The organism is Pseudovibrio sp. Ad26, assembly GCF_001623285.1.
Classification (GTDB): Bacteria; Pseudomonadota; Alphaproteobacteria; order Rhizobiales; family Stappiaceae; genus Pseudovibrio; species Pseudovibrio ascidiaceicola.
On record NZ_LMCE01000157.1, the window covers coordinates 53,103 to 76,032 of the forward strand.

The window sequence follows — 22,930 nt, forward strand, 5'->3', positions numbered from 1 at the left end:
CAGCTTAGACATTAGCTTTGAGCAAGCCAGACCATAGAAAATGTCCCAGATGATTGGTCGCAAACTGCAACTCATACCCATCAACACTCTTCAACTCTGGTGTCTGCATAATGCCAGCGTTATTGATGAGAGCATCAATCTTGGTGTATCGTGAAGCGACGATTTCCGCTGCATGGCGAACAGACGAGAGATCACTCAAGTCCATCTGGACTAGATCAATTTTTCCCTTCGCTTGGATTTGTAATGCGTGTTGGGCAATTGAACCTTTTTCAGCATTCCGGCAGGCAATAACAACGTCACCACCCGCTTTCGCAAGCATCCTTGCCGCTTCAAGGCCAATACCGGAGTTACCGCCTGTTATGATATAAGTTTTACCCTCAAGAGAAGGCAGTTTATCCGCAGTCCAGTTGGATACTGCGCTGCTCTTGTTCACTGTGCTCATTAAATTCTCCAATGCGCAGCACCTGTTCGTGCTGCATAATAAAGTTGACAACAATTACTAAAATTGTCAACTGGGTAAACATGAAAACAAACTTTGATAAAAAGAAGGCATTAGGCGTTTTTGCTCAATATGGCTTCCGAAAGACCTCAGTCGGTGACGTAGCAAGCGCGGTCGGCCTCTCACGCCAATCGCTCTACAAAAAGTTTGGAAGTAAGGAAGAGTTGTTCCAGACCATAATCGAGGAGTATTCTGAAGAGGTTGGGCTCCAGGCACTGGATATTCTTGAAGAAAAGACCAATGACTCCAAATCTCGCATCCTACGCGCTTTGGACACGATCATAGGTCAGCATGTCGATCTGATGAGAAATTCTGTCCATGGCGCTGAGCTGGTTCAGATGGGTGAGCAAGTCATGTCTGCCGTTGGTAAAGGCATCATGCCTCGGGTCATGCTCAAAATTGCGGATGTGATCCTGGAGACCCATGAGAACCGAAGCAAAGAGCAGGCAGAAGACGACGCCTTCATCCTCTACACCCTCGCCAAGGGGCTCTCTCTTACGGTCTCAAACTACGCAGAATATAAATCAGGCATCACCAGAGCTGCAAACCGCCTGCTAGACTAAAAACCAGTAGTCTTTGAAAGCTTAGTGATACTGCCCCCACAGCTCCTCACGTAAGCTTTTAACAGAGTCCTGAGCATTCTCCAGCAACGGATAGATGCTCAGCACATGCTGAAACACTTCAAGTGCCTTATCGTTCTTTCCAGTTTTCCGAAGGATCATGGCAAAACCTGAGAGCGCAGGATAATGGCGCGGCTCGATCCGAAGCACTTGCTCAATGTCAGCAAGTGAACGCCCCAGATCCTCTTTCAAGAAATATACGGTCGCCCGGCGGTTCCACCCTTCCACATACCCGGGATCTAAACGAACAACCGCATCCAGCAAATCGAGCGCTAAACCGTATTCTTTCCCCTCAATGGCTTTAGCAGAACGCATCATAAGCAGATCAAGCGTATGACTCCCAGACTGCATGAACAGGCTGTGTATGCGCCGTGAGATCGACTGCGCATTACCCAATGTATCCGCATCCCTCAACTCAAGGAACAAGGCATCCAGAAGCTGCCCGCGCGTGTAGTGAGCGGGTACACCATGCCCGGGTGCAGACCGCCCTATCTGAGCAGGACCTCCGGCAGGACCATTAAGAGCAGCCTCAGGGCCGGTATTGAGCTTAGGATGCCCCTTTGGCAGTCCACGAGTGACCTGAACCTCTACGGGACCCACAACAGCCACAACACGCTCAGAAGCACCTAAACGCTCCACTCCCACCACAAGCAGCAGGAAACACGCAAGCGCGACAGCACCACAAGCGCCAACACAACACCTCAACCTGTCAGATTGTCGTGAAAAAGAGCCCCCTACCGAGAAACCGGAGAGCTGAAGTTGTGGAAACGTCGATGCTCCTTTGACGGAGCTGTTTGGGCGAGCAAACAAAAAAAACCGCATGGCAAAAGCATCTCACTTTTGCCATGCGGCTCGCAACTCTTAGAACCAAGGGTTTTTCGCGCTGTTTTAGTTTAAATCAGCGCAGAAAACTTAACCCTGACGTGCTTTAAAGCGTGGGTTCTTTTTGTTGATGATGTAAACACGACCCTTGCGGCGTACCATCTGGTTATCACGATGGCGGCCCATGAGTGCCTTAAGAGAATTCTTAATCTTCATTATCCTACCCCCGGTTAGGGTCAATTTTATAGGGATCCTGAAGTACCACGATCCGCCAGTGAAAAGAGGCGCTAAGCGCCTCATTAGTACAACCTCTGATCTCGCCGCGCTGCATTCTTACGAAGCGGCGCAGGACCAAGATCGAGGTCCGCTCCGCCGGATATACATCAAGGATGTTAACCGACGAAAAATGGTGGGCGTGACAAGGATCGAACTTGTGACCCCTACGATGTCAACGTAGTGCTCTCCCGCTGAGCTACACGCCCGAAACTTTCAAAGAAGCTCGTCCGTCAGCGCTTAAACGCTGCGGTGGAGAGGCGTATAAGAGGAATTTTGAGAACGTGCAAGTCCAAAAATGGAAATTTGCTATCTCTTTCCACATTCACCCCTCAAAACTAACTAAACGAGCATTTTTTCCACTTCGCGCACCAAATCTTTTAGGTGAAAAGGCTTGGAAAGAACCTTTGCATCCTGTGGCGCCTTGGAATCAGGATTCAGCGCAACAGCAGCAAATCCAGTGATGAACATAACCTTCAGGTCTGGATCAAGTTGAGTAGCTTTTCGAGCTAACTCAATACCATCCATCTCTGGCATCACAATGTCAGTCAGCAATAGGGCAAAGGGCTCTTCGCAAATACGTTCATATGCGCTCTTTCCATTATCAAAGGAAACAACAGTGTGCCCAGCCTTCTCAAGTGCCTTGGACAAGAACTGGCGCATGTCATTATCGTCTTCCGCGAGCAGAATTCGAGACATGTTCGACAACCTTAAAACTCCAGGTGCAGCGACGAGGTTCTCTTTTCAGAGCCGCCCCGTAAATAAATAGAATATGTCAGACGCACTCACCCCCCGCAATCCGACAGATTCCGAATACCGTACGCTGTTAGGAACAGGAAACTACTCGGGAACACCTGTCAAAACAATAGGGACAAATGAAACAGGTTCACTTCTAAAGAGACTTCTGCGTCAACTGAGGGTCCAGAGCCACACCGCCCTCTCAAACTACGCAAAAACTCGCGCATCTCTTGCCTATTTCATAAGCAAACTGTCTAATGTCTGGCCCATACGCTGATCTCGCTCTATACTAGGAAGAATTGCGGCGATTAAGGAATGTAGGCTCTGTGACAGTTTTGGAAGATCATCAGATTAAGGCAATAGCAAACTACAGCAGTGCGCTAGACGCCGCAGATCAGGTACCCGCATTTGAGGTGCTCTCCCCAGATGAACATTCTGTCCCTTTCATTTTTAACAGCCCCCACTCCGGGCGCGCGTACCTTTCGTCGTTCCTTCAAGCCTCTCGGTTGGACACAACTCAGATCAGACAAAGTGAAGATGCATTTGTTGATCTTCTCATCAAGGATGTCGAGCAACTAGGTGCACCGGTTTTAAAAGCCAACTTTCCGCGTGCTTACCTAGATGTGAATAGAGAGGCCTACGAGCTAGATCCAAAGATGTTCCACGGCAAACTCCCTAAGCACATCAATTCGCGCTCTCTGCGCGTTGCAGGGGGTCTTGGAACCATCGCCCGCATTGTGGGTGAGCGGAGAGAAATTTACCACACACGCATCCCGGCAGAAGAAGCGCTGGATCGCATCGAGCAAGTCTACAAGCCCTACCACAACACACTGCGTGGCCTGTTGAGCAACGTACAGGACAAATTTGGTCTCGCAGTCCTTGTTGACTGCCATTCAATGCCGTCTGCCAACTCAAACAAGAACCACGACCCTAAAGCAGATTTCGTCATTGGGGATAGGTTCGGTACCAGTTGCTCTGCCTGGCTTTCATCCTGTGCAGTCGGGCTATTACAAAACATGGGCTACAACGTAGCTCTCAACCGCCCCTATGCTGGCGGCTACATCACAGAAAACTACGGCAAGCCAGAACGCGGCGTGCACGCGCTTCAAGTTGAAATCAACCGCGCACTCTACATGGACGAGCACACCCACCAGCCACACTCTGGGTTCCATGACCTGCGCAAAGATTTGATGGAGTTCATCACTGCCTTGGTCGAGATGGTTACAGAAAGCTTCACCAGAGAAACTTTGGCTGCAGAATAACCTGCAGCCCTAATTTATACTGCATTAAAAACCAAGCCAGTAGTCGTAAAGTCTCTCAATATCAGAAGAACACATAAGAGGCATGGCACCTTTCAGGACTTCCTCTGTCCAATCCCACCATTTCATCTCCAATAGCATCTGAACCTGCTCTTCAGAAAAGCGGGAACGCACAACTGTAGCTGGATTACCGACCACGACGGCATAGGCCGGTACATTCTCCGTCACGACCGCACGGCTGCCAATCAATGCACCATTACCAATCTGCACACCCGGCATAATCATCGCTTCGGAGCCAATCCAGACGTCATTGCCAACACATGTAGAGCCTGCTGGCTTAAAACCGTCCTGTGCTCCTTCAAAAGCAGGCTCATCAAAATAGTGAAATGGAAACGTTGTGGCACAGTCATCAAAGCTGTGGCCGTGATAATAACCAGAATAGTAGGAATGCTTTCCAACAATGATGTTGGGATTAGTCACCTGCCCCTGAAGCGGGATCCCCTTAAACGGACTCTCAAAGAAATTCGGCACTTTATTCTCCCCCTGCCTGCCCCTCCCTACGGCGGAGAACATTAACAACCAGACAAAAAAAAGGCCGCGCTCATCTGGAGGCGGCCCTTAGTCTAGGGAGGAAACGCCCTTCGCGAAGGGCGGCGCAGACACTGAATGTCGCGCTGCAACAAGACTCGCATCGCATCGCAAACACGTCAAGCATTCAGCACGGTAATAGAGCTGTTCCTATACGAATTGGCCAGTTTGTATCCTTGAGACAACACCCTGATTTTTCAGGGATCATAGCCGTTGGTATGAGTTTCACGCGATAGTTTAGCAGTAAGTCGTAGACACCAACGCGTGGCTTCAACAAGAGCATTCGCAAACTAAAACCGGCCCTCAGAGCCATAGGCATTTGCACTTTTCCAAATCCTGACTATGGTGCGCATGCAATTGACTGCTCCTACCGGATAAATTGATATGACCTCTTCCAGTCCTGATTACGCCTTTCTTCACAAACTTGCTGACGCGGCAGATGCTAAAACCATGCAGCACTTCCGCAGCGGCTACGAAGTAGACAACAAACTGGAAGCAGGCTTTGATCCAGTCACCATTGCAGATCGTTCTGCAGAAGAAGCAATCCGCGCGGTTCTGGAAGCCGAGCGTCCAGATCACGGCATCATCGGCGAGGAATACGGCCAGGTCCGCGAAGATGCGGAGAATGTTTGGGTTCTTGATCCAGTCGACGGCACACGCTCATTCATTTGCGGCACACCGTTGTGGGGCACACTGATTGGCCTCAGAACCAACGGCAAAGCCTCTCAAGGCATTATGAGCCAGCCGTATAACAGCGAGCGCTTTTGGGGTGATTGCAACGAAGCTTTCATGACTGGTCCACTCGGCAAACGCACCCTGAAAACCCGCAGCTGCGCATCCTTGTCAGAGGCAATCATCACTACAACCGAGCCAGCCCTGTTCAATGAAGCCGAGCGTCCTGTATGGGACACGATCTGCGCAGAAGCTCGCCTCACCCGCTACAGCACAGATTGTTACGGCTACGCTATGGTGGCAGCAGCAGGCTTTGATGCAGTCATTGAGACCGGCATGAACACCTACGACATCCTTGCCCTCATCCCAATCATCGAAGGCGCTGGTGGTTTCGTCACCAACTGGACCGGAGGCAATGCAGCAGACGGCGGACAGGTGCTTGCCACAGGCGACAAGCGCCTCCACGATGAGCTACTCACCAAACTGGCAAAAGCAGCTGTTTAGTCCACGCTACCCGGAATAAACGCATCAAATGCAGCCCAGAATTGCTCACGATAAGGATCTCGCTCCATCAGAATCTCATGGCGAGATCCTCGAATTTCCAGAAAGCTCATACCTGGGCAAGAGCGGCAGACTTCCTCAGCATCGTCTGTCGAGACGATCTGATCCCTTCCCGCGCCGATGACTAAAGATGGTACGCCGAATTCAATCTGGAATTCAGGTTCTCTGAAGCGCTCTGTCGCCAATCCCATCGCACGGAACCAGCTCACAGTCGGAGAACCCAGCCCCAATTGAGGCGCTTCTTCGAGAATAGCATTCATGCGCTTGAAGCGATCCGGATCAGACGTGAGCGTATTGCCGTCATAGTCGACAAGGATTTTGTCATTGCCGCCGGGAACAAAAGCGTTCCCCATGCCAACCCAGACAAGCGTCTTGGCAAGCGCACCTGCCATCTTGACCATACGCCCCTTCATCGCAAGGCCGACGAGGGGAGCTGTTAGCACCGCGCGATCAATCTTGGTCTTCAGCCGCCGGTTAGCATGCATAACCACAGCACCACCAGTTGAGTGCGCCAGCAGGAAGTGCGGCCCAGGACAATCAGAAAGCGAGACATTGTCCAAAACAGCGTGCAAATCCAGAGCGAACTCATCGAAGCTCTCAACGTGGCCACGTCGCTCGTTCTTCAACAAACGCTCAGAACCACCCTGCCCACGCAGATCAAAAGCCACCACATAGAACCCACGCGCCCGCAGTTCCTCAACAACCTCAAAGTATTTCTCAATAAACTCGGTACGGCCTTGGACAACAGTCACAGTCCCCTTGAGCGGAGACCCGGTCGGAGCCCAACGAGCCCAACGGATTTTCACATTGTCTTCTGTCTGGGTAAAACCAGACTCCGTTCCCGCAGGAACCCGATTGAAATCCGTATTGACCAGTACCATCAGCGCGTAACCTCTAGTTCTCTCACTCTCAATTTGATAGCCTTTCCAAGCAACAGGCCGCAACCGCAATTTCTGGAAGTTTTTTCCATCTCAGTACGCGGTAACAAGGATATTTACATGCAAGATACAGACCCAACATCTGTTTCCCACGAGATTACCAGCCTCGCTCAGCTCGAAGAACTCTATGGAAGTCCGAAACAAATCTCTATCGATAAAGAAGTCGGCTATATTTCTCCGCACTACAAAACCTTTATCGAAGCCTCCCCTTTCTTCACGCTCACAACTGTATCTGAAGAAGGAACCGACTGCTCTCCACGTGGGGACCCTGCAGGCTTTGTAAAGGTCATTGATGAAAAAACCATCGAGTTTCCAGACCGACGCGGCAACAACCGCATCGATAGTTTGCGTAACATCGTCCAGGATCCACGCGTCTCTTTGCTGTTTATGATCCCCGGTGTCGGCGAAACCATCCGCATCAACGGAAAAGCCAAGATCTCTGTAGATCCGGCTCGGCTAGAAGCTCATAAGATAGAAGGCAAGCTGCCAAAATCCATCATGGTCGTCACGGTCGAAACCATCTACTACCAGTGCCAGAAAGCGATCTATCGCTCAGGCCTTTGGACAGAGGAAGCAAAGGTAGACCGTAAGACAATTCCGACTGCCGGACAAATGGCACAGGCACTGTCAAAAGTTGAGTTTGACGGTGATGCCTATGACAAAGCTTATCCGGGGCGCATCAAAGAAACAGCATATTAGAGCCCAAACGCCGAAAGACCTGCCTTGATCGCAAAGAGGCAGGTCAGACGGATAAACAGATTAAGATCTTGGGAATGCCCTTTAGTACCCCAGGTAACGATATTTGATGATCCAGCCGCTATAGGCATCAACAACCAAACGAGCTCGATGTTGGCCCTGCCAGCTGGCCTTCACAACGTAAACATCGCCCTTGCGCTTCACTTTCTTGAAATTCCGGTAGCCCCAGGCACGCAAACGCCGTTTGATCTGCTTCTTGTTCAGTGCATGGTGTTGTCCGTGTCCCCAATGACGGTTCTTCTTATAGTGAGCCTGCGTGACCTGAACGCTTACGTTTGGTCCATCATAGGTGAATTTAGCGCCTGCATTTGCCGGAGCCGCCGCACCAGAAACTCCAAGAGCAACAACAGCTGCAGCGGCCAGTCCGGTTACTTTTTTCTTCAAAGCATTCATCTGTTCTCTCCTTGTCGGCAATAGGGTTTGCCTGAATACAAGGAGAACGTAACAAGGCGCGGATGTACGAGATCAGAAGCGCCTGTTCAGGTTCTGTTAATCTGAAAATGCGGGCATCATTCCAGCAAAAACACCTATTTTGAAAAAAACTCTTGAAACTTATTCGCCCCGTCCCCATCTCAAAATCACAGGCGCCACAGAGTGGGTCTGACACCGCTTAGAACCTTCGCCACGAATGGGAAGGCACTGTAAGCAAAAGGAAATTTCATCGTCCGCGCGCTTTGCGGCGAATGGTGAACGTTGCTCAGATGACCAGTTGGTCACACAAAAGAGGACACATAAAATGCGTCATTTCGATCTTACCCCCCTCTACCGTTCCACTGTTGGTTTCGACCGTCTTTTCTCCATGCTGGATTCAGGAACGGAACAACAGGGATCAGCTTATCCCCCTTATAACATTGAGCGCACAGGAGAGAGCGCATACCGCATCTCCATGGCAGTCGCCGGTTTTAAGGAAGATGAACTGACGATTGAAGCTAAAGAACATGTCTTGACTGTTTCCGGCGAGAAAAAGCCTGAAAGCGACGAAAAAGAAGTTCTCTACCGGGGTATCGCCTCCCGCGCTTTTGAACGCCGCTTCCAGATCGCCGAGTATGTGAAAGTGATTGGCGCAAGTCTGGAGCACGGATTGCTCCACATTGACCTCATCAGAGAAATTCCTGAGGCAAAAAAACCGCGCAAAATCAACATCACCGCTGGAGACAAAAAAGAACACAAACAAATTGAAGGCGAAACAGTAGCTCACTAAAGCAGCCCCAAGCCCTCGCGAGGACCTTCCTCCCAAACTCCCACCCTCGCGAGTGGCCACCCTTGTAACATTCTAGATTTTCTGATGTCTCTCCAAGATTGATTGGCGCGCCCCTGCCAATCAATCTCACTCAAATCAACAGGTTCCTCCTCCGCAATCCTCCTATGAAGATTTGTCTGGCTGCCTCTCCCCCCAGTAAGGGCCAGACACAATCAACGCCCCGCTTGCCCCAGCGGGGCGTTCTTTTATGCGCGCTTCAGCAAGCACAAAGATACTCTCTCTGCATCTGTTTCTATTTTCTGGAATTTCTGCGTTCCCTACGACCACTCAGCCACTTAAGAATTATCGAGTGGTAAGTTACACGCAAAATAAGAAGGGTAGGCTAGTTCACTTAAGGCCTTGCCTTGAACCCACTGGACTGACACCGCAAGGGTTGGCCTCTAACACCCTTGCTAACCCCTTGCAGGTGCCCCGCTGGTCTGCGGATTTATATCCCTCCGCAGACCAGCATTCTATGCTGCATTTCTCGACACTGCAATCATAAGATGTAATCGCGAATTGAGCAGTCTGACGCAATTACCCGCGCAGATGCTCCAAAAACTCGTCAACCATCTCTGGAGTGGTCGCAAAGCAGGTCACCAAACGTAGGAACACTTCATCTTCTGAGACGAAATCCGCTGGAATATCATAAAACTTCGCACCGGCAGCTTCCAGACGTGCCGCCTGTGCTTTGGTGAACACAGGGAACAGTTCATTGGCCTGTGGTTCGATCGGCAATCGCACGCCTTCAATATCACGCATACCATTGGCAAGACGCATGCACATCGCGTTAGCGTGACGCGCTGAAGCCAGCCAGTCATCGTCCTTCAGGTAACCTTCAAATTGCGCAGAAATAAAGCGCGCCTTTGAGAAGACCTGAGCAGCCCGCTTGCGCAAATATTCAAAGCCCTCAGATTCTTCAGGGTTGAAGAACACAACAGCTTCTGCACACCAACAACCGTTCTTGGTACCGCCAAAGGACAGAACATCCACGCCGGCTTTCCAAGTCATCTCCGCAGGAGAGACATCCAAAGACACCAACGCATTCGCAAAACGGGCGCCATCCATATGCAACGGCACGTTCCGGGAATGGGCCACATCTGCAAGTGCCTGAATTTCATCAAGTTGGTAGATGGTCCCAAACTCTGTCACCTGAGAGATGGATACCGCAGCAGGACGGCCATGCATCGGATTATTATCCGGCACCTTGTCCATCGCGGAACGCAGCGCATCAGGCGTAAGTTTGCCATGCTCGCCACCAATACCAATCAGCTTGTTACCAGCTGTAAAGAACTCTGGAGCGTGACACTCATCAACATTGATGTGTGCATCTTCATGACAAAACACTGCCCCACCCGGCTTCGCATAAGTTGCAAGCGCCAGAGAATTGGCTGCTGTTCCTGTAGAAACCAGAAACACGGCAACTTCTTTTTCAAAGAGATCATTGAACTGTTGCTCAATAGAGCGGCTCAATGGATCAACCCCATAAGCGGTGGCAAAGCCGCTTGTATGGTTCGCAAGTGCAGTCATAACTGCACTCGTCGCACCTGCCCAGTTGTCACTCGCAAAAATCATAGGGTTTGAATAACAACAAACCGAGGGAACTCAAGCCATTTTTGACCCGTAGGGCGGTGCTCTCCGCCATAAGCTCTCTAGGTCAACAACACTTGTACAGAGTCTTTGCGCAGTTGATCCTTCTGAGCATCAGTTTTCAGTGTCAAAACAAGCGGACAATGATCAGAAACCTCAGGCTTTTGAAGCACCTGAAAATCCATAACCTTGTCAATCTGATCGATCAGCATGTAATCGGCAAATTTTCCCGGTTTTTTGTAGTGGGAGTTCCGCGTGGTTTCGACCCCATAATGATTGACCAACTCAACAAGACCATCTTTTTCCAACAAACGAATGGTCTCACTGCCAGGTTCTACATTAAAATCTCCACACACCACTCTTAGATCACCGGGCTCAGAAACCGCCTGCGAAATATTGAGCAACCGCTCCGCTTGTTCAAAGCGTTCTGGCGTGTCTTTCTTACCATTTAAGTCACGCAGGCCATGCATATGGGTGATGCTCACGGCACGATCTGTTGCATAGTCATAAACACGAATTCCATGCGCACTGCGAGAGCGTGGATGGTCTCCATAACCTTCCGCAGCATAACCTTTGTGCACAAATCCTTGCACCTGACCAACAATGGGAAAGGAACGATGCACAAACGTGGCCAGACCCCATTGAGATGAGATAGACTGCTCTTCATCCCAGAGCACACCCTGAGCAGCAGGACAAAAGACGGCAACATGTTCAGGCAGTGCCGCACACACATCACGGAAGAAATTTGCCCGCTGAGGTAAGACGTGATCGCCATCCCTATAAGTCAGCCAGTCCTTATCGCTTTCCGGTGTATGAACTACCTCTTGCAGACAAAGGACATCAGGCACAGCCTGAGATAAATACGGCAGCAAGTCAGAGTAGAGCGTCCCTCCCCAACCATTCAGGCACATGATCTGCAACACGATCTCCCATAGTTCTGAATGCGCATGCTCCAGTCATATACGCAAACGAAAAAGAGCGTATCACTTCAACAGTGATACGCTCTAATATCTATACGCAAACCCGCAGGTTTGTCAGGCTCTCGGTGTAGCCTTATGCGTGGCTCTTTGTGTCTGAAACACCAGTTTCGTGGTGAATGCCAAACCATTTGCCCAGCACCCAGTCCAACGAGAACACGCCAGGACCACGGATCACAAGCACAGTTGCCAGGAAGATCCACAGTGCGCGCTGATCAAAGATCAAAGCAGATGGATGACGATCAAACAGTGCACCAATTGTTGGCATATCAACGCCATGACCAACCACGTCCACAATGGACATAACAATCACGAAGCCAATGAAACCAATGCTTGCAGCACGAGTAAACAAGCCGACAACAATCAGTACCGGAATGATAACTTCACCCCAAGTTCCCAAAAGCACAATCAGGCCATATGGGAAAAACGGGATCTGAGAGATATCGTATCCAGCCGCCTCGGTAATATGCGGCAAGATCTGCGCATATGCACCGGTTGAAGGAAACAAGAACCCGAGCGCACCATCACCAAACTTGGTCAGCGCCGAATTCCAGAAGTACATAAACAGGACGCCTGCGAAAAGAAAGCGCGCAGACAAGCCGAGAAACCAGCCTTCAGTTACGCGCTCCAGCCAGCCAAACACGCCCTGGTATAAATTTACAAGCATTCTCATCGGATTCCTCCTCTGGTGCTTTCCACCACTCGGGGGCCTTACCGCCCGGCCCCTCGCAATCAATATTAAGCTTTGACGTCCACGCTCGCGAACACGCGTGCGCTCAGCAGGCAGCCCAATGCCTGCGACAGATCAAAGAATTTGTAAGAGGATGAAACCGCTTCTGCAGCTTCTCCCAATGTCTTGCCAAAGAACAGTAAATCAGCGAATGCCGCTACGTCCTGAGCCAATCCGGTCAGTGTCACGTCCATATCTGGTCGGCAAATCAAAATCACTTGATCAGCCTCTGGAGTGATGCCTTCCACATCTTCCGAGCGGTTCTGTTTCCAGATCTCGCTAAGCGGAAAACGGGAGTAAATCAGTCTATGTGCAGGGATAGGGGTAAACACCGCATCCCCCAGTTTTGCTGGATCAATCCTGGATAACACATCCGGCGCAACAGGCGTCGCATTTGGCCCGTGGTAAACACGCAGCCATGCCCATTCCAGCGCAGCAACATCTTTCAGATAGGGATAGTCTGCAAGTGGAGGAAACGCGCCAATGAACTCAGAGAACTTGCCCCCAAACTCACTCAGTACCGGCTGCTCTGGCGGATGCTTACGAACGAACTCCGCAGCAAGTGCCCGGAAGTAATCACGCCCGACCAAATCATGTACTGCTGGAAAGTTGGCAGCCATCGCATCAATCAAGCTCGCCATTACGTTATTGCGGTAAACGCCATAACGCTTCTCAGAGGGATGGCCATCACGCCCTACAACCCCATCGGGCACAGGGACAGCTGGATTCATCAGCCCATCCGAAAACATGTCAAAACCTTGCATGTTCGACTGCAAATCCTGCAAAGGAACGCCAAAACCTTTCAACGCAATCTTTTCCTTAGTGCTATCAGGCGCTTGGGACATGATCACCCCGCTTCTCAGCGGCTTGAGCCTGCGTCTCAATGTGAGATTGTATCACCACATCCGCCTGTTCAGCTTCATAAGCGAGAATTTCCCAGGTCGGAATATTCGCATCCCACTCAATAAGAGTTGGTTGAGGACCAGTCCGGTCAATTGTCCGCGCATAAAGCGCCCACACAGGATCAGCAACTTTACGATCATGTGCATCGATTAGAAGAGGATAGCCCAGCTCGTCTGTTTCTGGTGCATGCCCGCCAAGGTGAATTTCCTGAACGTGCTCAACCGGGAATCGGTCCACATAATCTTCAGGAGAGCCACCAGAGTTCGTCGCAGAAACAAAGACATTGTTCACATCCAGCAGCAATCCGCAGCCAGTTCGTTTTACAATCTCGCGAAGAAACTCAGTTTCTTCATAGGTACTCTCCTTGAAGATCACATAAGCACTTGGGTTTTCAAGCAACATCTGACGACCAAGGAAGGTCTGCACTTCATCAATATGGTCAACGACCTGCTGCAATGTCACCTCAGTGTAAGGCAGAGGCAGAAGATCATTGAAATACTCGGTGTCGTGCGTTGACCAGGCCAGGTGCTCACTGAAAAGGCCCGGATCATAACGATCAGCGACATCTTTCACGCGAGAAAGGTGCTCTTTATTCAGCGGATCAGCTCCACCAATAGACAACCCGACACCATGAAGAGAGATAGGATAATCACGACGGATCGCTTCAAGGTAACCGTGTGGAGGACCACCGGCCCCCATATAGTTTTCCGCGTGAATTTCGAAGAAGCCCATATCAGGTTTGTCATTGAGAATACGATGATAATGATCAGCTTTTAAGCCCACGCCACCTCGTGCAGGTAGTTTTGCATTGACTCTTTGCGCGCACATATCAGTACCTCGTTCTATATTATGACTTCTTCTTAAAGAAACACCGGAGGGGAAAAACCCGCCCCGGTGCAACGCAGTATATTGTAAAGTAAAGCGATTAGTGAGGCAGATCGCGGGAAAGTTCAGTCAAAGAACCTTTACGGTCACCTGGGACTTCAATGGATTCACATGTACCGGTTGGTACGAGGGTCCAAGCATTGCCCTGATAGTCAACAGTGGAAGTACCTGCACAAGTGGTGCCAGCGCCCGCTTTACAGTCGTTTTCACCAGCAAGGGAAACGCCGTAACATTTTTCTTTAGAAGCAGCTTCAGCAACAGTAATGTTTGCACCAGCGACAGCAGCAGTAACAGCGGTTGCAAGTACAGCAGCGGACAACGTTTTTTTGGACATTTCAAAACTCCTCAAATTGAAATTCGGCGATGTGTTCAACAGGTTTGGTTCGCCTCTGAAGACAGTTCTGACAAAAAACTCGATCAATGGGAAATCAAACACATGTTATTTTCACGCGATTAAATCAATAAAATGAGATCATCGTCCTCACAGGTTCGTGAATAGTTGAAATATTATTGCATCTAACTTGAGTTTTAGATGCCAATGCGACAATCGGCCTAATAAAATTAAAAGAATAGAAATAAAGACTTTCTGAAACGCTCTTGCTCTACCCTCTGAAATCTGGCATGTTCGCGACGCGGAAAAGGACAGGAGTGCTGTCCTTATTATCCCGCATGCGTTGATGACAATCTGGAAGACAGCTTCCAAGCGATCCACCTAAGAGATCCACACAACGCAAAAGAGAAGGATGTAGGCGCGTTCCCAACGCCGCGGCATTCTCCCCCAAATGTGTGCCATGCGGACATATCGCAATGCACTCGCCAAAGGGGTAAGATAGATCGGAGGAAACTCCGAATGGGCGGCCCTATGTATAAAGAGGCCGTGCTTCATTCGACAGATCCGGGGCAAGCCGTGCCGGGGCTTCGAACGAGCCGCGAGGAAGACCTCCCCGCGACCCGAACGAGGAAGTGACCTTAACCGGTCACATTGAGATGAGCGAAAGTGAGGCCAAAAATGGCAGAAAAAGGAGGAAACACGATGCATATGAGTGGGGGGGAACCTATGAAAACCCGAGCTACCACCACAGGCACCGTTACGGAAAAACTCCGCACTGCTGCCACTGAGGGGCTTTACAATCCAGCCAAAGAGCACGATGCCTGTGGCGTCGGCTTTATAGCTAACCTCAAAGGCGCACAATCTCACCACGTGGTACAAAGCGGCCTTCAGATCGTTGAAAACCTGACACACCGCGGCGCAGTTGGCGCTGACCCATTGATGGGCGACGGTGCAGGTATGTTGACCCAGGTCCCACACGAGTTTTTCAAAGAAGAATGCTCGAAGATCGGATTCGATCTTCCAGAAGCTGGCGAATACGGCGTTGCGTTCTTCTTTCTTCCACAAGATAAAAAGCTCCGCGAGCAATGCGAAAGCATCGTCGCGGAATGTGTTTCTGATGAAGGTCTTGAAGTATTAGGCTGGCGCGATGTTCCGGTCGACAATTCTTCTTTGTCCAAAGCACCGGATATTGCAGCAACTGAACCTTTATCCCGCCAATTGTTTGTAACACTACCAGACAATACTGATGGTGATATTCTGGAGCGCCGCCTCTTTATCCTGCGCAAAGTAATCTCCAACGTCGTACGCGAGAAATCCGAGGGCGTAGAAAAAGGCTTCTACGTCGTTTCCTTCTCCAGCCGCACCATCGTCTACAAAGGCATGTTCCTCGCGTACCAGCTTGGCGCTTACTATGACGATCTGCGTGATGAGCGCTTTATCTCTGCGCTGGCGTTGGTTCACCAGCGCTTCTCAACCAACACTTTCCCGTCATGGGATCTGGCTCACCCATACCGCATGGTTGCGCACAACGGTGAAATCAACACCTTGCGCGGCAACGTAAACTGGATGGCAGCCCGTCAGGCATCTGTGTCCTCTCCTGCATTTGGTGACGACATCAACAAACTATGGCCGATCTCTTACGAAGGTCAGTCTGACACAGCATGCTTCGATAACGCCTTGGAATTCCTCACTACTGGCGGCTATTCCCTTGCGCATGCAGCTATGATGCTGATCCCGGAAGCGTGGGCCGGCAACCCGCTGATGGACGAAAACCGTCGCTCTTTCTACCAATACCATGCCTCTATCATGGAACCATGGGATGGACCTGCAGCGGTAGCCTTCACAGATGGTCGTCAGATTGGCGCAACGCTTGATCGTAATGGTCTGCGCCCTGCCCGTTACATCGTCACTGATGATGACTTCGTGGTTATGTCTTCTGAAGTTGGTGTTCTCGACATTCCAGAAGAGAAGATCATTCAGAAATGGCGTCTCCAGCCGGGTAAAATGCTTCTGATCGATTTGGAAGAAGGTCGTATTGTTTCTGACGAAGAAATCAAGCGCCAACTCTCCACGGCAAACCCTTATAAAGACTGGCTGCATCGCACGCAGATGGTTCTTGAAGACCTTCCATCCGTACGTGAACGCGCGCCGGTTGCAGGTGAAACCCTTCTCGATCGTCAGCAAGCCTTTGGTTACACGCAGGAAGACATCAAGCTTCTCATGCAGCCAATGGCAACCGTTGGTCAGGAAGCACTGGGGTCTATGGGTACTGACACACCTGTGTCCGTCCTCTCAGACAAATCCAAGCTTCTGTACACCTACTTCAAGCAGAACTTTGCACAGGTAACCAACCCACCGATCGATCCGATCCGTGAAGAATTGGTGATGAGCCTCGTGTCCTTCATTGGACCACGTCCGAACCTGTTTGATCTGAAAGGTCTTTCTACCTCCAAGCGTCTGGAAGTACGTCAGCCGATCCTCACCAATGCTGATCTGGAAAAGATCCGCGCTATTGGTGACATCGAAGACAATCAGTTCCAAACAAAAACCCTCGACATCACCTACTCTGCTGAGAAGGGGACCGAGGGCATGGAAGATGCTCTGGAGCGCTTGTGTGCTCGCGCTGAAAAGGCTGTTCATGGTGGTTACAACATCATCATCCTGTCTGACCGCGTAATCTCACGTGCCCGTATTGCAATTCCTGCACTATTGGCGACAGCTGCTGTTCATAACTATCTGATCCGCAAAGGTCTTCGTACCTCAGTGGGTCTTGTAGTTGAAACGGGAGAAGCACGCGAAGTTCATCACTTCTGCGTTCTGGCCGGTTATGGTGCAGAGGCAATCAACCCCTATCTCGCATTCGAAACAATCCGTTCAATGCACTCTGAAGGGTCTTTCCCTGAGGAAGTGGATGAGCATGAAGTTGTCTCTCGCTACATCAAAGCCATCAACAAAGGCATGCTCAAAGTCATGTCCAAGATGGGCATCTCCACCTATCAGTCTTACTGCGGTGCGCAGATCTTTGATGCGGTTGGCCTGAATTCAGAATTTGTAGAAAAATTCTTCTTCGGTACAGCAACAACCATCGAAGGCATCGGCCTGAAAGAAGTTGCTGAAGAGACTGTTGTTCGTCACCACGATGCATTTGAGGACATTCCTGTTCTGCGTCGCTCGCTGGACGTTGGTGGTGAGTATGCGTACCGGACCCGTGGCGAAAATCACATGTGGACCCCGGACAGCATCGCCACACTTCAGCATGCAGTACGCAACAACCTGCCTGAAAAGTATCTGGAGTTCGCCAAGGAAGTGAACGAAGCCTCTGGCCGTTACACAATCCGTGGCATGTTCCGCATCAAATCAGCAGAAGAGTTGGGACGCCGTCCAGTCAACATTGATGAAGTTGAGTCCGCAGAAGACATCGTCAAGCGCTTCTCAACGGGTGCAATGTCTTTCGGCTCAATCTCTCGCGAAGCTCATACATCACTTGCGATTGCCATGAACAAGATTGGCGGTAAATCCAATACCGGTGAAGGTGGCGAAGAAGCCGAGCGCTTCAACCCACTGCCGGACGGATCTCCTAACCCAATGCGTTCTGCGATCAAGCAAGTTGCATCAGGCCGCTTTGGCGTGACAACCGAATATCTGGTCAACTCTGACATGATCCAGATTAAGGTCGCTCAAGGTGCAAAGCCGGGTGAAGGCGGACAGCTGCCGGGCCATAAAGTGGATGCAGTGATCGCAAAGACACGTCACTCCACACAAGGCGTAGGCTTGATTTCACCTCCTCCGCACCACGACATCTACTCAATCGAAGATCTGGCACAGCTGATCTACGATCTGAAGAACGTGAATCCAGAGGCAGATATCTCCGTCAAGCTGGTGTCTGAAGTTGGTGTTGGAACAGTTGCAGCAGGTGTTGCCAAAGCGCGTGCAGACCACATCACGGTCTCTGGCTTTGACGGTGGCACAGGTGCATCTCCGCTCACCTCTTTGAAGCACGCTGGCTCTCCATGGGAGATGGGTCTTGCTGAAACCCAGCAAACACTCGTTCTCAATGGTTTGCGCTCTCGTATCGCTTTGCAGGTGGATGGGGGTCTTCGTACAGGTCGTGACGTGCTCGTTGGCGCACTTCTCGGTGCTGATGAATACGGCTTCTCAACCGCTCCACTGATCGCAGCTGGTTGCTTGATGATGCGTAAGTGTCACCTCAACACCTGCCCGGTTGGTATTGCGACCCAGGACCCGGTTCTGCGGAAGCGCTTTAAAGGTACACCAGAACACGTCATCAACTATTTCTTCTATGTAGCGGAAGAACTTCGCTGTTTGATGGCAGAACTCGGCGTCAGAAAACTGGACGACATTATTGGTCGCTCCGACATGCTCGACAAAGAAACTGCAATCAACCACTGGAAGTCTGAAGGCCTTGATTTCTCAAGGATCTTCTATCGTCCAGATGCGACCCAGGAAGAAAGTCGCTGGTCACAGCTTCAAGAGCATCCAATCAACGATGTTCTGGACCGTGAGCTCATTCGCAATGCAATGCCAGCGCTGGAAAGCAAAGAAAAAATTGAGTTCCCAGCGAAGATCAAGTCTGTTGATCGGTCTGTTGGCGCAATGCTTTCTGGTCAGATTGCTAAACGCTACGGCGCAAAAGGTCTCAAAGACGACACCATCCATATCTCGATGACAGGTACGGCTGGTCAGGCGTTTGGTGCCTTTGTTGCCAAGGGCGTGACGATCGATCTTGAAGGCGATGCAAACGACTATGTAGGCAAAGGCCTCTCAGGTGGTCGCATTATCGTACGCCCACCAGAAAACACCCGCATTGTGCCGGAAAATTCCATCATTGTTGGAAATACCGTTCTTTACGGAGCAACCAGCGGTGAAGTGTACTTCCGCGGTGTCGGCGGTGAGCGTTTCGCGGTTCGTAACTCCGGAGCAACTGCAGTTGTTGAAGGTGTTGGTGACCACGGATGTGAATACATGACCGGCGGTGTTGTTGTCGTAATCGGTCAAACTGGCCGTAACTTCGCAGCAGGTATGTCCGGTGGTGTTGCTTACGTGTTGGACGAGGATGGTACCTTCGGCTCCCGTTGTAACCTTGCAATGGTAGACATTCAGCCCGTGCAAGAAGAAGATGACCTGCTCGAAAAGCTGCATCACCATGGTGGCGACATCGAGTACAAAGGACGTGTGGATCTGTCAGCTGACATGACACGCCACGACGACGAACGTCTGCGTCTCATTCTTGAAAACCACGTGAAGTATACTGGTTCCACCAAAGCTCAGAATATTCTGAATGACTGGGAGAACTGGCGTCCGAAGTTTGTGAAAGTTATGCCGGTTGAATACCGTCGCGCGCTTCAGGAAATGAAAGCAGCGCGTCTGGGCCTCGCGGCTGCGGAATAAGAGGGGAAGACATGGGTAAGGTAACTGGCTTTTTGGAGATCGACCGGCAGGAACAAAACTACCAGCCGGCATCAGATCGCATCCGCCATTTTCGCGAATTCACTGTCCCGCTCTCGCAGCCGGAAGTGGAGCGTCAGGCAGCTCGTTGTATGGATTGTGGCATTCCGTTTTGCCACGGTCCTGCCGGTTGTCCAGTAAATAACCAAATACCAGATTGGAATGATCTGGTATTTGCAGGGGACTGGGAAGAAGCTGCTCGTAATCTGCATTCAACCAACAACTTCCCAGAATTCACGGGCCGTATTTGCCCTGCTCCTTGCGAGGAAGCATGCACACTGAATCTGGAAGACATTCCGGTCGCGATTAAGACTGTTGAACAAGCAATCGCTGATCGCGCCTTTAAGGAAGGTTGGATCAAGCCGGAACCAGCAGCCACCAAGACAGGTAAAACTGTTGCGGTTATTGGGTCTGGCCCTGCAGGCATGGCGGCTGCTCAACAGTTGGCTCGCGCTGGTCACACAGTTCATGTTTATGAGCGTGAATCAAGTGCTGGCGGCTTGCTGCGCTATGGTATTCCTGACTTTAAGATGGAAAAACACTACATTGACCGCCGCGTAGAGCAGCTGGAAGGAGAAGGTGTAACCTTCCACTACGGTTGCGAGATCGGCAAAGATGTAGAGTTTGAAGAGATCCACACACGTCACGACGCAACACTGCTTTGCACTGGTGCAGAACGTCCGCGTGATCCGGGCATTCCGGGTATGGACCTCAAAGGTGCGATGTATGCGATGCCTTTCCTCGTACAGCAGAACCGCCGTGTTGGTGGTGAAGATGTATCGGGCGAAGAGCCATACTGGGCTGGCGGCAAACACATCGTTGTTGTCGGTGGTGGTGACACCGCATCTGACTGCGTTGGGACCTCCTTCCGTCAGGGTGCTCTGTCTGTAACCCAGATGGACATCCGTCCAATGCCGCCACTGAAGGAAGATAAGAACCAGTTCTGGCCATACTGGCCAACGAAGTTCCGTACCTCAACCTCTCAGGCTGAAGGCGCAGAACGTGAGTTTTCCGCGGCAACGCTCGAAATCGTAGGTGATGAGGACGGTCACGTAACAGGCGTAAAATGTGCTCGTGTGGATGAAAAACGTGTTCCGATTGAAGGAACTGAGTTCATTCTCAAAGCAGACCTTGTTCTTGCAGCCATTGGCTTCTCAGGCCCGAACATGGAAACTTACGTCAAAGAAGCTGGTGACGATCTGGAGCTGGACCCACGTACAAACGTGAAAGCCAACACCGAAGACTACAAGACCTCCATCAAAAAGGTCTTTGCAGCAGGTGACGTGCGCAAAGGCCAGTCCCTTGTGGTCTGGGCTATCCGCGAAGGTCGTCAGGCCGCTCGTTCAATCGACGAATTCCTGACAGGATCTTCCAATCTGCCAAGATAATCTTAGCCGACAATGAAGTACAAAAACCCCGGAAAGCCCCGCTTTCCGGGGTTTTTTGATGTTACTCCATTCTTTCTCACTCATACATTCTGAGTTGAACTTGCAAGCACTAAAAGCACCGCATGGCCTCCCATGCAGTGGTGAAACGAGATTTCCCGAAGGTCGGGATGAGCAAGGCAGCAGGCAACACCTGCGCTACTTGTTAGAAATGAGTCTTTGGCATTGGCTACGTGCCTTGCCCGGGCATTTTGATATGGACAACATCGCCTCTTATCCTAAAAGACACGATAGCCGGTTTCCCGGAAAGACAACGGCTTTGCTCGGATAAGTTTCCGCATCCAAACAGGTCCATTGCCTCTGACATGTACCGCTCTGACCAGCAAATGCCACTGCGTGATGCCCTTCAGGCTTGGGTCCTTCCTCTCAGACCATGCAGTCACGCCTGAAAATCGGTTCCACCGGACCACCAAAAGATGCGTTACCTCTTTTGAAAGCCCCACCCAGCCCACGACACGCTGATGGACGGTCCGCCAGCTGCCCGTCACGTGGGCATGAAGTTAGTATGGGGGCACATTTGCGTAAGGGGGATAAGTTTTTTGGAAAATGCCCTTTATCAATCACCCAACATTTCCAGGACAAAATTTAAACTCCCACAAATCCGGGACGAGTTCATAGATGGCAATGCCGCTCAGACAGGTCGACACTGGACCGCAATTCTGAAAGCAAGCAATCAAGGCCCTCAACGACAGAAACGCCCAGACATCGGATTTCCTCCGTTGGCTTCAATAAATCTGGCACCATGACCGTGACCATGCCTGCGTCGGTAGCCGCACGGATACCGGTATGGGAATCCTCCAAAGCAAGGCATTGTGAAGGACGGCCGCCCACTGCGGCAGCAGCCTTTAAGAAAGTCTCAGGATGCGGCTTGCCGAATTCGACATCCGTTCGGGTTACGACAGCATCAATTCGATCAATGATCCCCGCTTTGTCCAGATGATCTAGAGCCAGCGCTCGAGGGGTGGAGGTGGCTACGGCTCTCGGAATGTTAAACTCCTTCAACCAATCAAGTATTTCGCTTGCACCCGGGCGCAATGGAATATTCTTCGCGCACAAGACGCGAAACCGATCCCGACATTTTTCATGGTATTTATCGATCGCAAATTCATCACCAAAGTGCGCCTTCAGCTTCGCGTCCCCTATTTCTTTGGGAGAGCCGATCAAGCTGAGATGAAGAATATCATGCATGTTATGACCAAGGTCCTCACATGCACCGAAGATGGCCGACCGATAAAGCCTTTCAGTGTCTAGCAGCAACCCATCCATATCAAATATTACAGCATCCAATGGTACAGGAAACATCCACGGCTCCTTCGTCGTGTAGGCATTTTCGGTTAGAACTTCATTTCACAATGGAGCGGTAATCTACCTCGTGCAATTACCAACGGAAGCCGCCGCAAAATGTTCGAGAATTCACAGGCATGGAAGTTTCCCTTGTTACATCATCGGTTATGGCGGAAATGCGGTCCGAGCGACACACCGAGACTTTGAACTCTCGAACATGTCTCAGGCCATTTCAATTCCGTCTTTCTCCATGTCTTCCAGAGCTTGAACGTCACGAAGGCACACTTTGGCGTAACGGACTACAGCCAGCGTAATTACTGCAATCGATGAGAGAGCATTCGATGCTTGTCAGG

21 protein-coding genes and 1 tRNA gene are annotated in these 22,930 nt (G+C 50.8%); 7 read left to right on the forward strand and 15 right to left on the reverse strand.

What is annotated here, in order from left to right; translation table 11 throughout:
* Nucleotides 1-4 precede the first annotated feature (4 nt).
* Entirely contained in the window at nucleotides 5-442 is a 438-nt protein-coding gene (locus PsAD26_RS30110) for an SDR family NAD(P)-dependent oxidoreductase (RefSeq protein WP_208985890.1), read from the reverse strand.
* 80 nt (nucleotides 443-522) lie between these two features.
* Between PsAD26_RS30110 and PsAD26_RS26900 the strand changes: the two genes are divergently transcribed.
* Complete coding sequence (locus PsAD26_RS26900) at nucleotides 523-1,062, forward strand: TetR/AcrR family transcriptional regulator (RefSeq protein ID WP_063312863.1); 540 nt, start codon at nucleotides 523-525, stop codon at nucleotides 1,060-1,062.
* A 21-nt stretch (nucleotides 1,063-1,083) separates the two neighbouring features.
* Here PsAD26_RS26900 and PsAD26_RS26905 read toward each other — a convergent pair whose 3' ends face one another.
* The 4 genes from PsAD26_RS26905 to PsAD26_RS26920 form a co-directional block, all read right to left on the reverse strand.
* Nucleotides 1,084-1,941 (reverse strand): hypothetical protein, encoded by an 858-nt coding sequence (locus PsAD26_RS26905; protein ID WP_208985891.1) that lies wholly within the window; start codon nucleotides 1,939-1,941, stop codon nucleotides 1,084-1,086.
* A gap of 90 nt (nucleotides 1,942-2,031) precedes the next feature.
* Nucleotides 2,032-2,157 (reverse strand): type B 50S ribosomal protein L36, encoded by a 126-nt coding sequence (ykgO, locus tag PsAD26_RS26910; RefSeq protein WP_054662728.1) that lies wholly within the window; start codon nucleotides 2,155-2,157, stop codon nucleotides 2,032-2,034.
* Nucleotides 2,158-2,348: 191 nt separating this feature from the next.
* A tRNA-Val gene (locus PsAD26_RS26915) sits at nucleotides 2,349-2,423 on the reverse strand.
* Nucleotides 2,424-2,556: 133 nt separating this feature from the next.
* Entirely contained in the window at nucleotides 2,557-2,913 is a 357-nt protein-coding gene (locus tag PsAD26_RS26920) for a response regulator (protein ID WP_008551455.1), read from the reverse strand.
* Nucleotides 2,914-3,278: 365 nt separating this feature from the next.
* On the opposite strand from PsAD26_RS26920, the gene PsAD26_RS26925 reads away from it, so the two are divergent.
* The gene (locus PsAD26_RS26925; RefSeq protein ID WP_342029952.1) at nucleotides 3,279-4,214 is read left to right on the forward strand and encodes an N-formylglutamate amidohydrolase; all 936 of its coding nucleotides are present in this window, start codon (nucleotides 3,279-3,281) and stop codon (nucleotides 4,212-4,214) included.
* A gap of 24 nt (nucleotides 4,215-4,238) precedes the next feature.
* On the opposite strand, the gene PsAD26_RS26930 is transcribed toward PsAD26_RS26925, so the two are convergent.
* Nucleotides 4,239-4,742, reverse strand: coding sequence for a CatB-related O-acetyltransferase (locus PsAD26_RS26930; protein ID WP_063312864.1), 504 nt, complete (start codon nucleotides 4,740-4,742; stop codon nucleotides 4,239-4,241).
* Between the two features lie 441 nt (nucleotides 4,743-5,183).
* Between PsAD26_RS26930 and hisN the strand changes: the two genes are divergently transcribed.
* A complete protein-coding gene (hisN, locus tag PsAD26_RS26935; RefSeq protein ID WP_063312865.1) occupies nucleotides 5,184-5,975 on the forward strand; it encodes a histidinol-phosphatase in 792 nt (263 codons plus the stop codon).
* Here hisN and PsAD26_RS26940 read toward each other — a convergent pair.
* Nucleotides 5,972-6,913: an alpha/beta hydrolase gene (locus tag PsAD26_RS26940; protein WP_063312866.1), complete on the reverse strand. Its 942-nt coding sequence runs from the start codon at nucleotides 6,911-6,913 to the stop codon at nucleotides 5,972-5,974. The two genes, hisN and PsAD26_RS26940, sit on opposite strands and share 4 nt — an antisense overlap.
* A 117-nt stretch (nucleotides 6,914-7,030) precedes the next feature.
* Between PsAD26_RS26940 and PsAD26_RS26945 the strand changes: the two genes are divergently transcribed.
* Nucleotides 7,031-7,669, forward strand: a complete 639-nt coding sequence (locus PsAD26_RS26945) for a pyridoxamine 5'-phosphate oxidase family protein (protein ID WP_063312867.1) — start codon at nucleotides 7,031-7,033, stop codon at nucleotides 7,667-7,669.
* Between the two features lie 81 nt (nucleotides 7,670-7,750).
* Here the strand turns inward: PsAD26_RS26945 and PsAD26_RS26950 are convergent, their stop codons facing one another.
* Entirely contained in the window at nucleotides 7,751-8,119 is a 369-nt protein-coding gene (locus tag PsAD26_RS26950; RefSeq protein WP_063312868.1) for a hypothetical protein, read from the reverse strand.
* Between the two features lie 343 nt (nucleotides 8,120-8,462).
* Between PsAD26_RS26950 and PsAD26_RS26955 the strand changes: the two genes are divergently transcribed.
* The gene (locus PsAD26_RS26955) at nucleotides 8,463-8,927 is read left to right on the forward strand and encodes an Hsp20 family protein (RefSeq protein WP_057461817.1); all 465 of its coding nucleotides are present in this window, start codon (nucleotides 8,463-8,465) and stop codon (nucleotides 8,925-8,927) included.
* Nucleotides 8,928-9,503: 576 nt separating this feature from the next.
* On the opposite strand, the gene PsAD26_RS26965 is transcribed toward PsAD26_RS26955, so the two are convergent.
* The 6 genes from PsAD26_RS26965 to PsAD26_RS26990 all read right to left on the reverse strand — a co-directional run bounded on the left by PsAD26_RS26965 (nucleotide 9,504) and on the right by PsAD26_RS26990 (nucleotide 14,385).
* The gene (locus PsAD26_RS26965; protein ID WP_063312870.1) at nucleotides 9,504-10,541 is read right to left on the reverse strand and encodes a low specificity L-threonine aldolase; all 1,038 of its coding nucleotides are present in this window, start codon (nucleotides 10,539-10,541) and stop codon (nucleotides 9,504-9,506) included.
* 77 nt (nucleotides 10,542-10,618) lie between these two features.
* Complete coding sequence (locus PsAD26_RS26970; RefSeq protein WP_063312992.1) at nucleotides 10,619-11,476, reverse strand: endonuclease/exonuclease/phosphatase family protein; 858 nt, start codon at nucleotides 11,474-11,476, stop codon at nucleotides 10,619-10,621.
* Between the two features lie 133 nt (nucleotides 11,477-11,609).
* Nucleotides 11,610-12,200 carry a DoxX family protein gene (locus tag PsAD26_RS26975; protein ID WP_057461819.1) on the reverse strand — a complete coding sequence of 197 codons (591 nt, stop codon included), beginning with the start codon at nucleotides 12,198-12,200 and terminating at the stop codon, nucleotides 11,610-11,612.
* Nucleotides 12,201-12,271: 71 nt separating this feature from the next.
* Nucleotides 12,272-13,108 (reverse strand): DNA-binding domain-containing protein, encoded by an 837-nt coding sequence (locus tag PsAD26_RS26980; protein WP_057461820.1) that lies wholly within the window; start codon nucleotides 13,106-13,108, stop codon nucleotides 12,272-12,274.
* Nucleotides 13,092-13,994 carry a DUF692 domain-containing protein gene (locus tag PsAD26_RS26985; protein WP_063290279.1) on the reverse strand — a complete coding sequence of 301 codons (903 nt, stop codon included), beginning with the start codon at nucleotides 13,992-13,994 and terminating at the stop codon, nucleotides 13,092-13,094. Before PsAD26_RS26985 ends, PsAD26_RS26980 begins: the two co-directional genes overlap by 17 nt.
* Before the next feature lie 97 nt (nucleotides 13,995-14,091).
* Entirely contained in the window at nucleotides 14,092-14,385 is a 294-nt protein-coding gene (locus PsAD26_RS26990) for a DUF2282 domain-containing protein (protein WP_057461822.1), read from the reverse strand.
* A gap of 723 nt (nucleotides 14,386-15,108) precedes the next feature.
* Between PsAD26_RS26990 and gltB the strand changes: the two genes are divergently transcribed.
* Nucleotides 15,109-19,791, forward strand: a complete 4,683-nt coding sequence (gene gltB, locus PsAD26_RS26995) for a glutamate synthase large subunit (RefSeq protein ID WP_084403855.1) — start codon at nucleotides 15,109-15,111, stop codon at nucleotides 19,789-19,791.
* 11 nt (nucleotides 19,792-19,802) lie between these two features.
* Nucleotides 19,803-21,236: a glutamate synthase subunit beta gene (locus PsAD26_RS27000; protein WP_063302808.1), complete on the forward strand. Its 1,434-nt coding sequence runs from the start codon at nucleotides 19,803-19,805 to the stop codon at nucleotides 21,234-21,236.
* Nucleotides 21,237-21,905: 669 nt separating this feature from the next.
* Here PsAD26_RS27000 and PsAD26_RS27005 read toward each other — a convergent pair.
* Nucleotides 21,906-22,595 carry an HAD family phosphatase gene (locus PsAD26_RS27005; protein WP_063312871.1) on the reverse strand — a complete coding sequence of 230 codons (690 nt, stop codon included), beginning with the start codon at nucleotides 22,593-22,595 and terminating at the stop codon, nucleotides 21,906-21,908.
* Nucleotides 22,596-22,930: the final 335 nt, after the last annotated feature.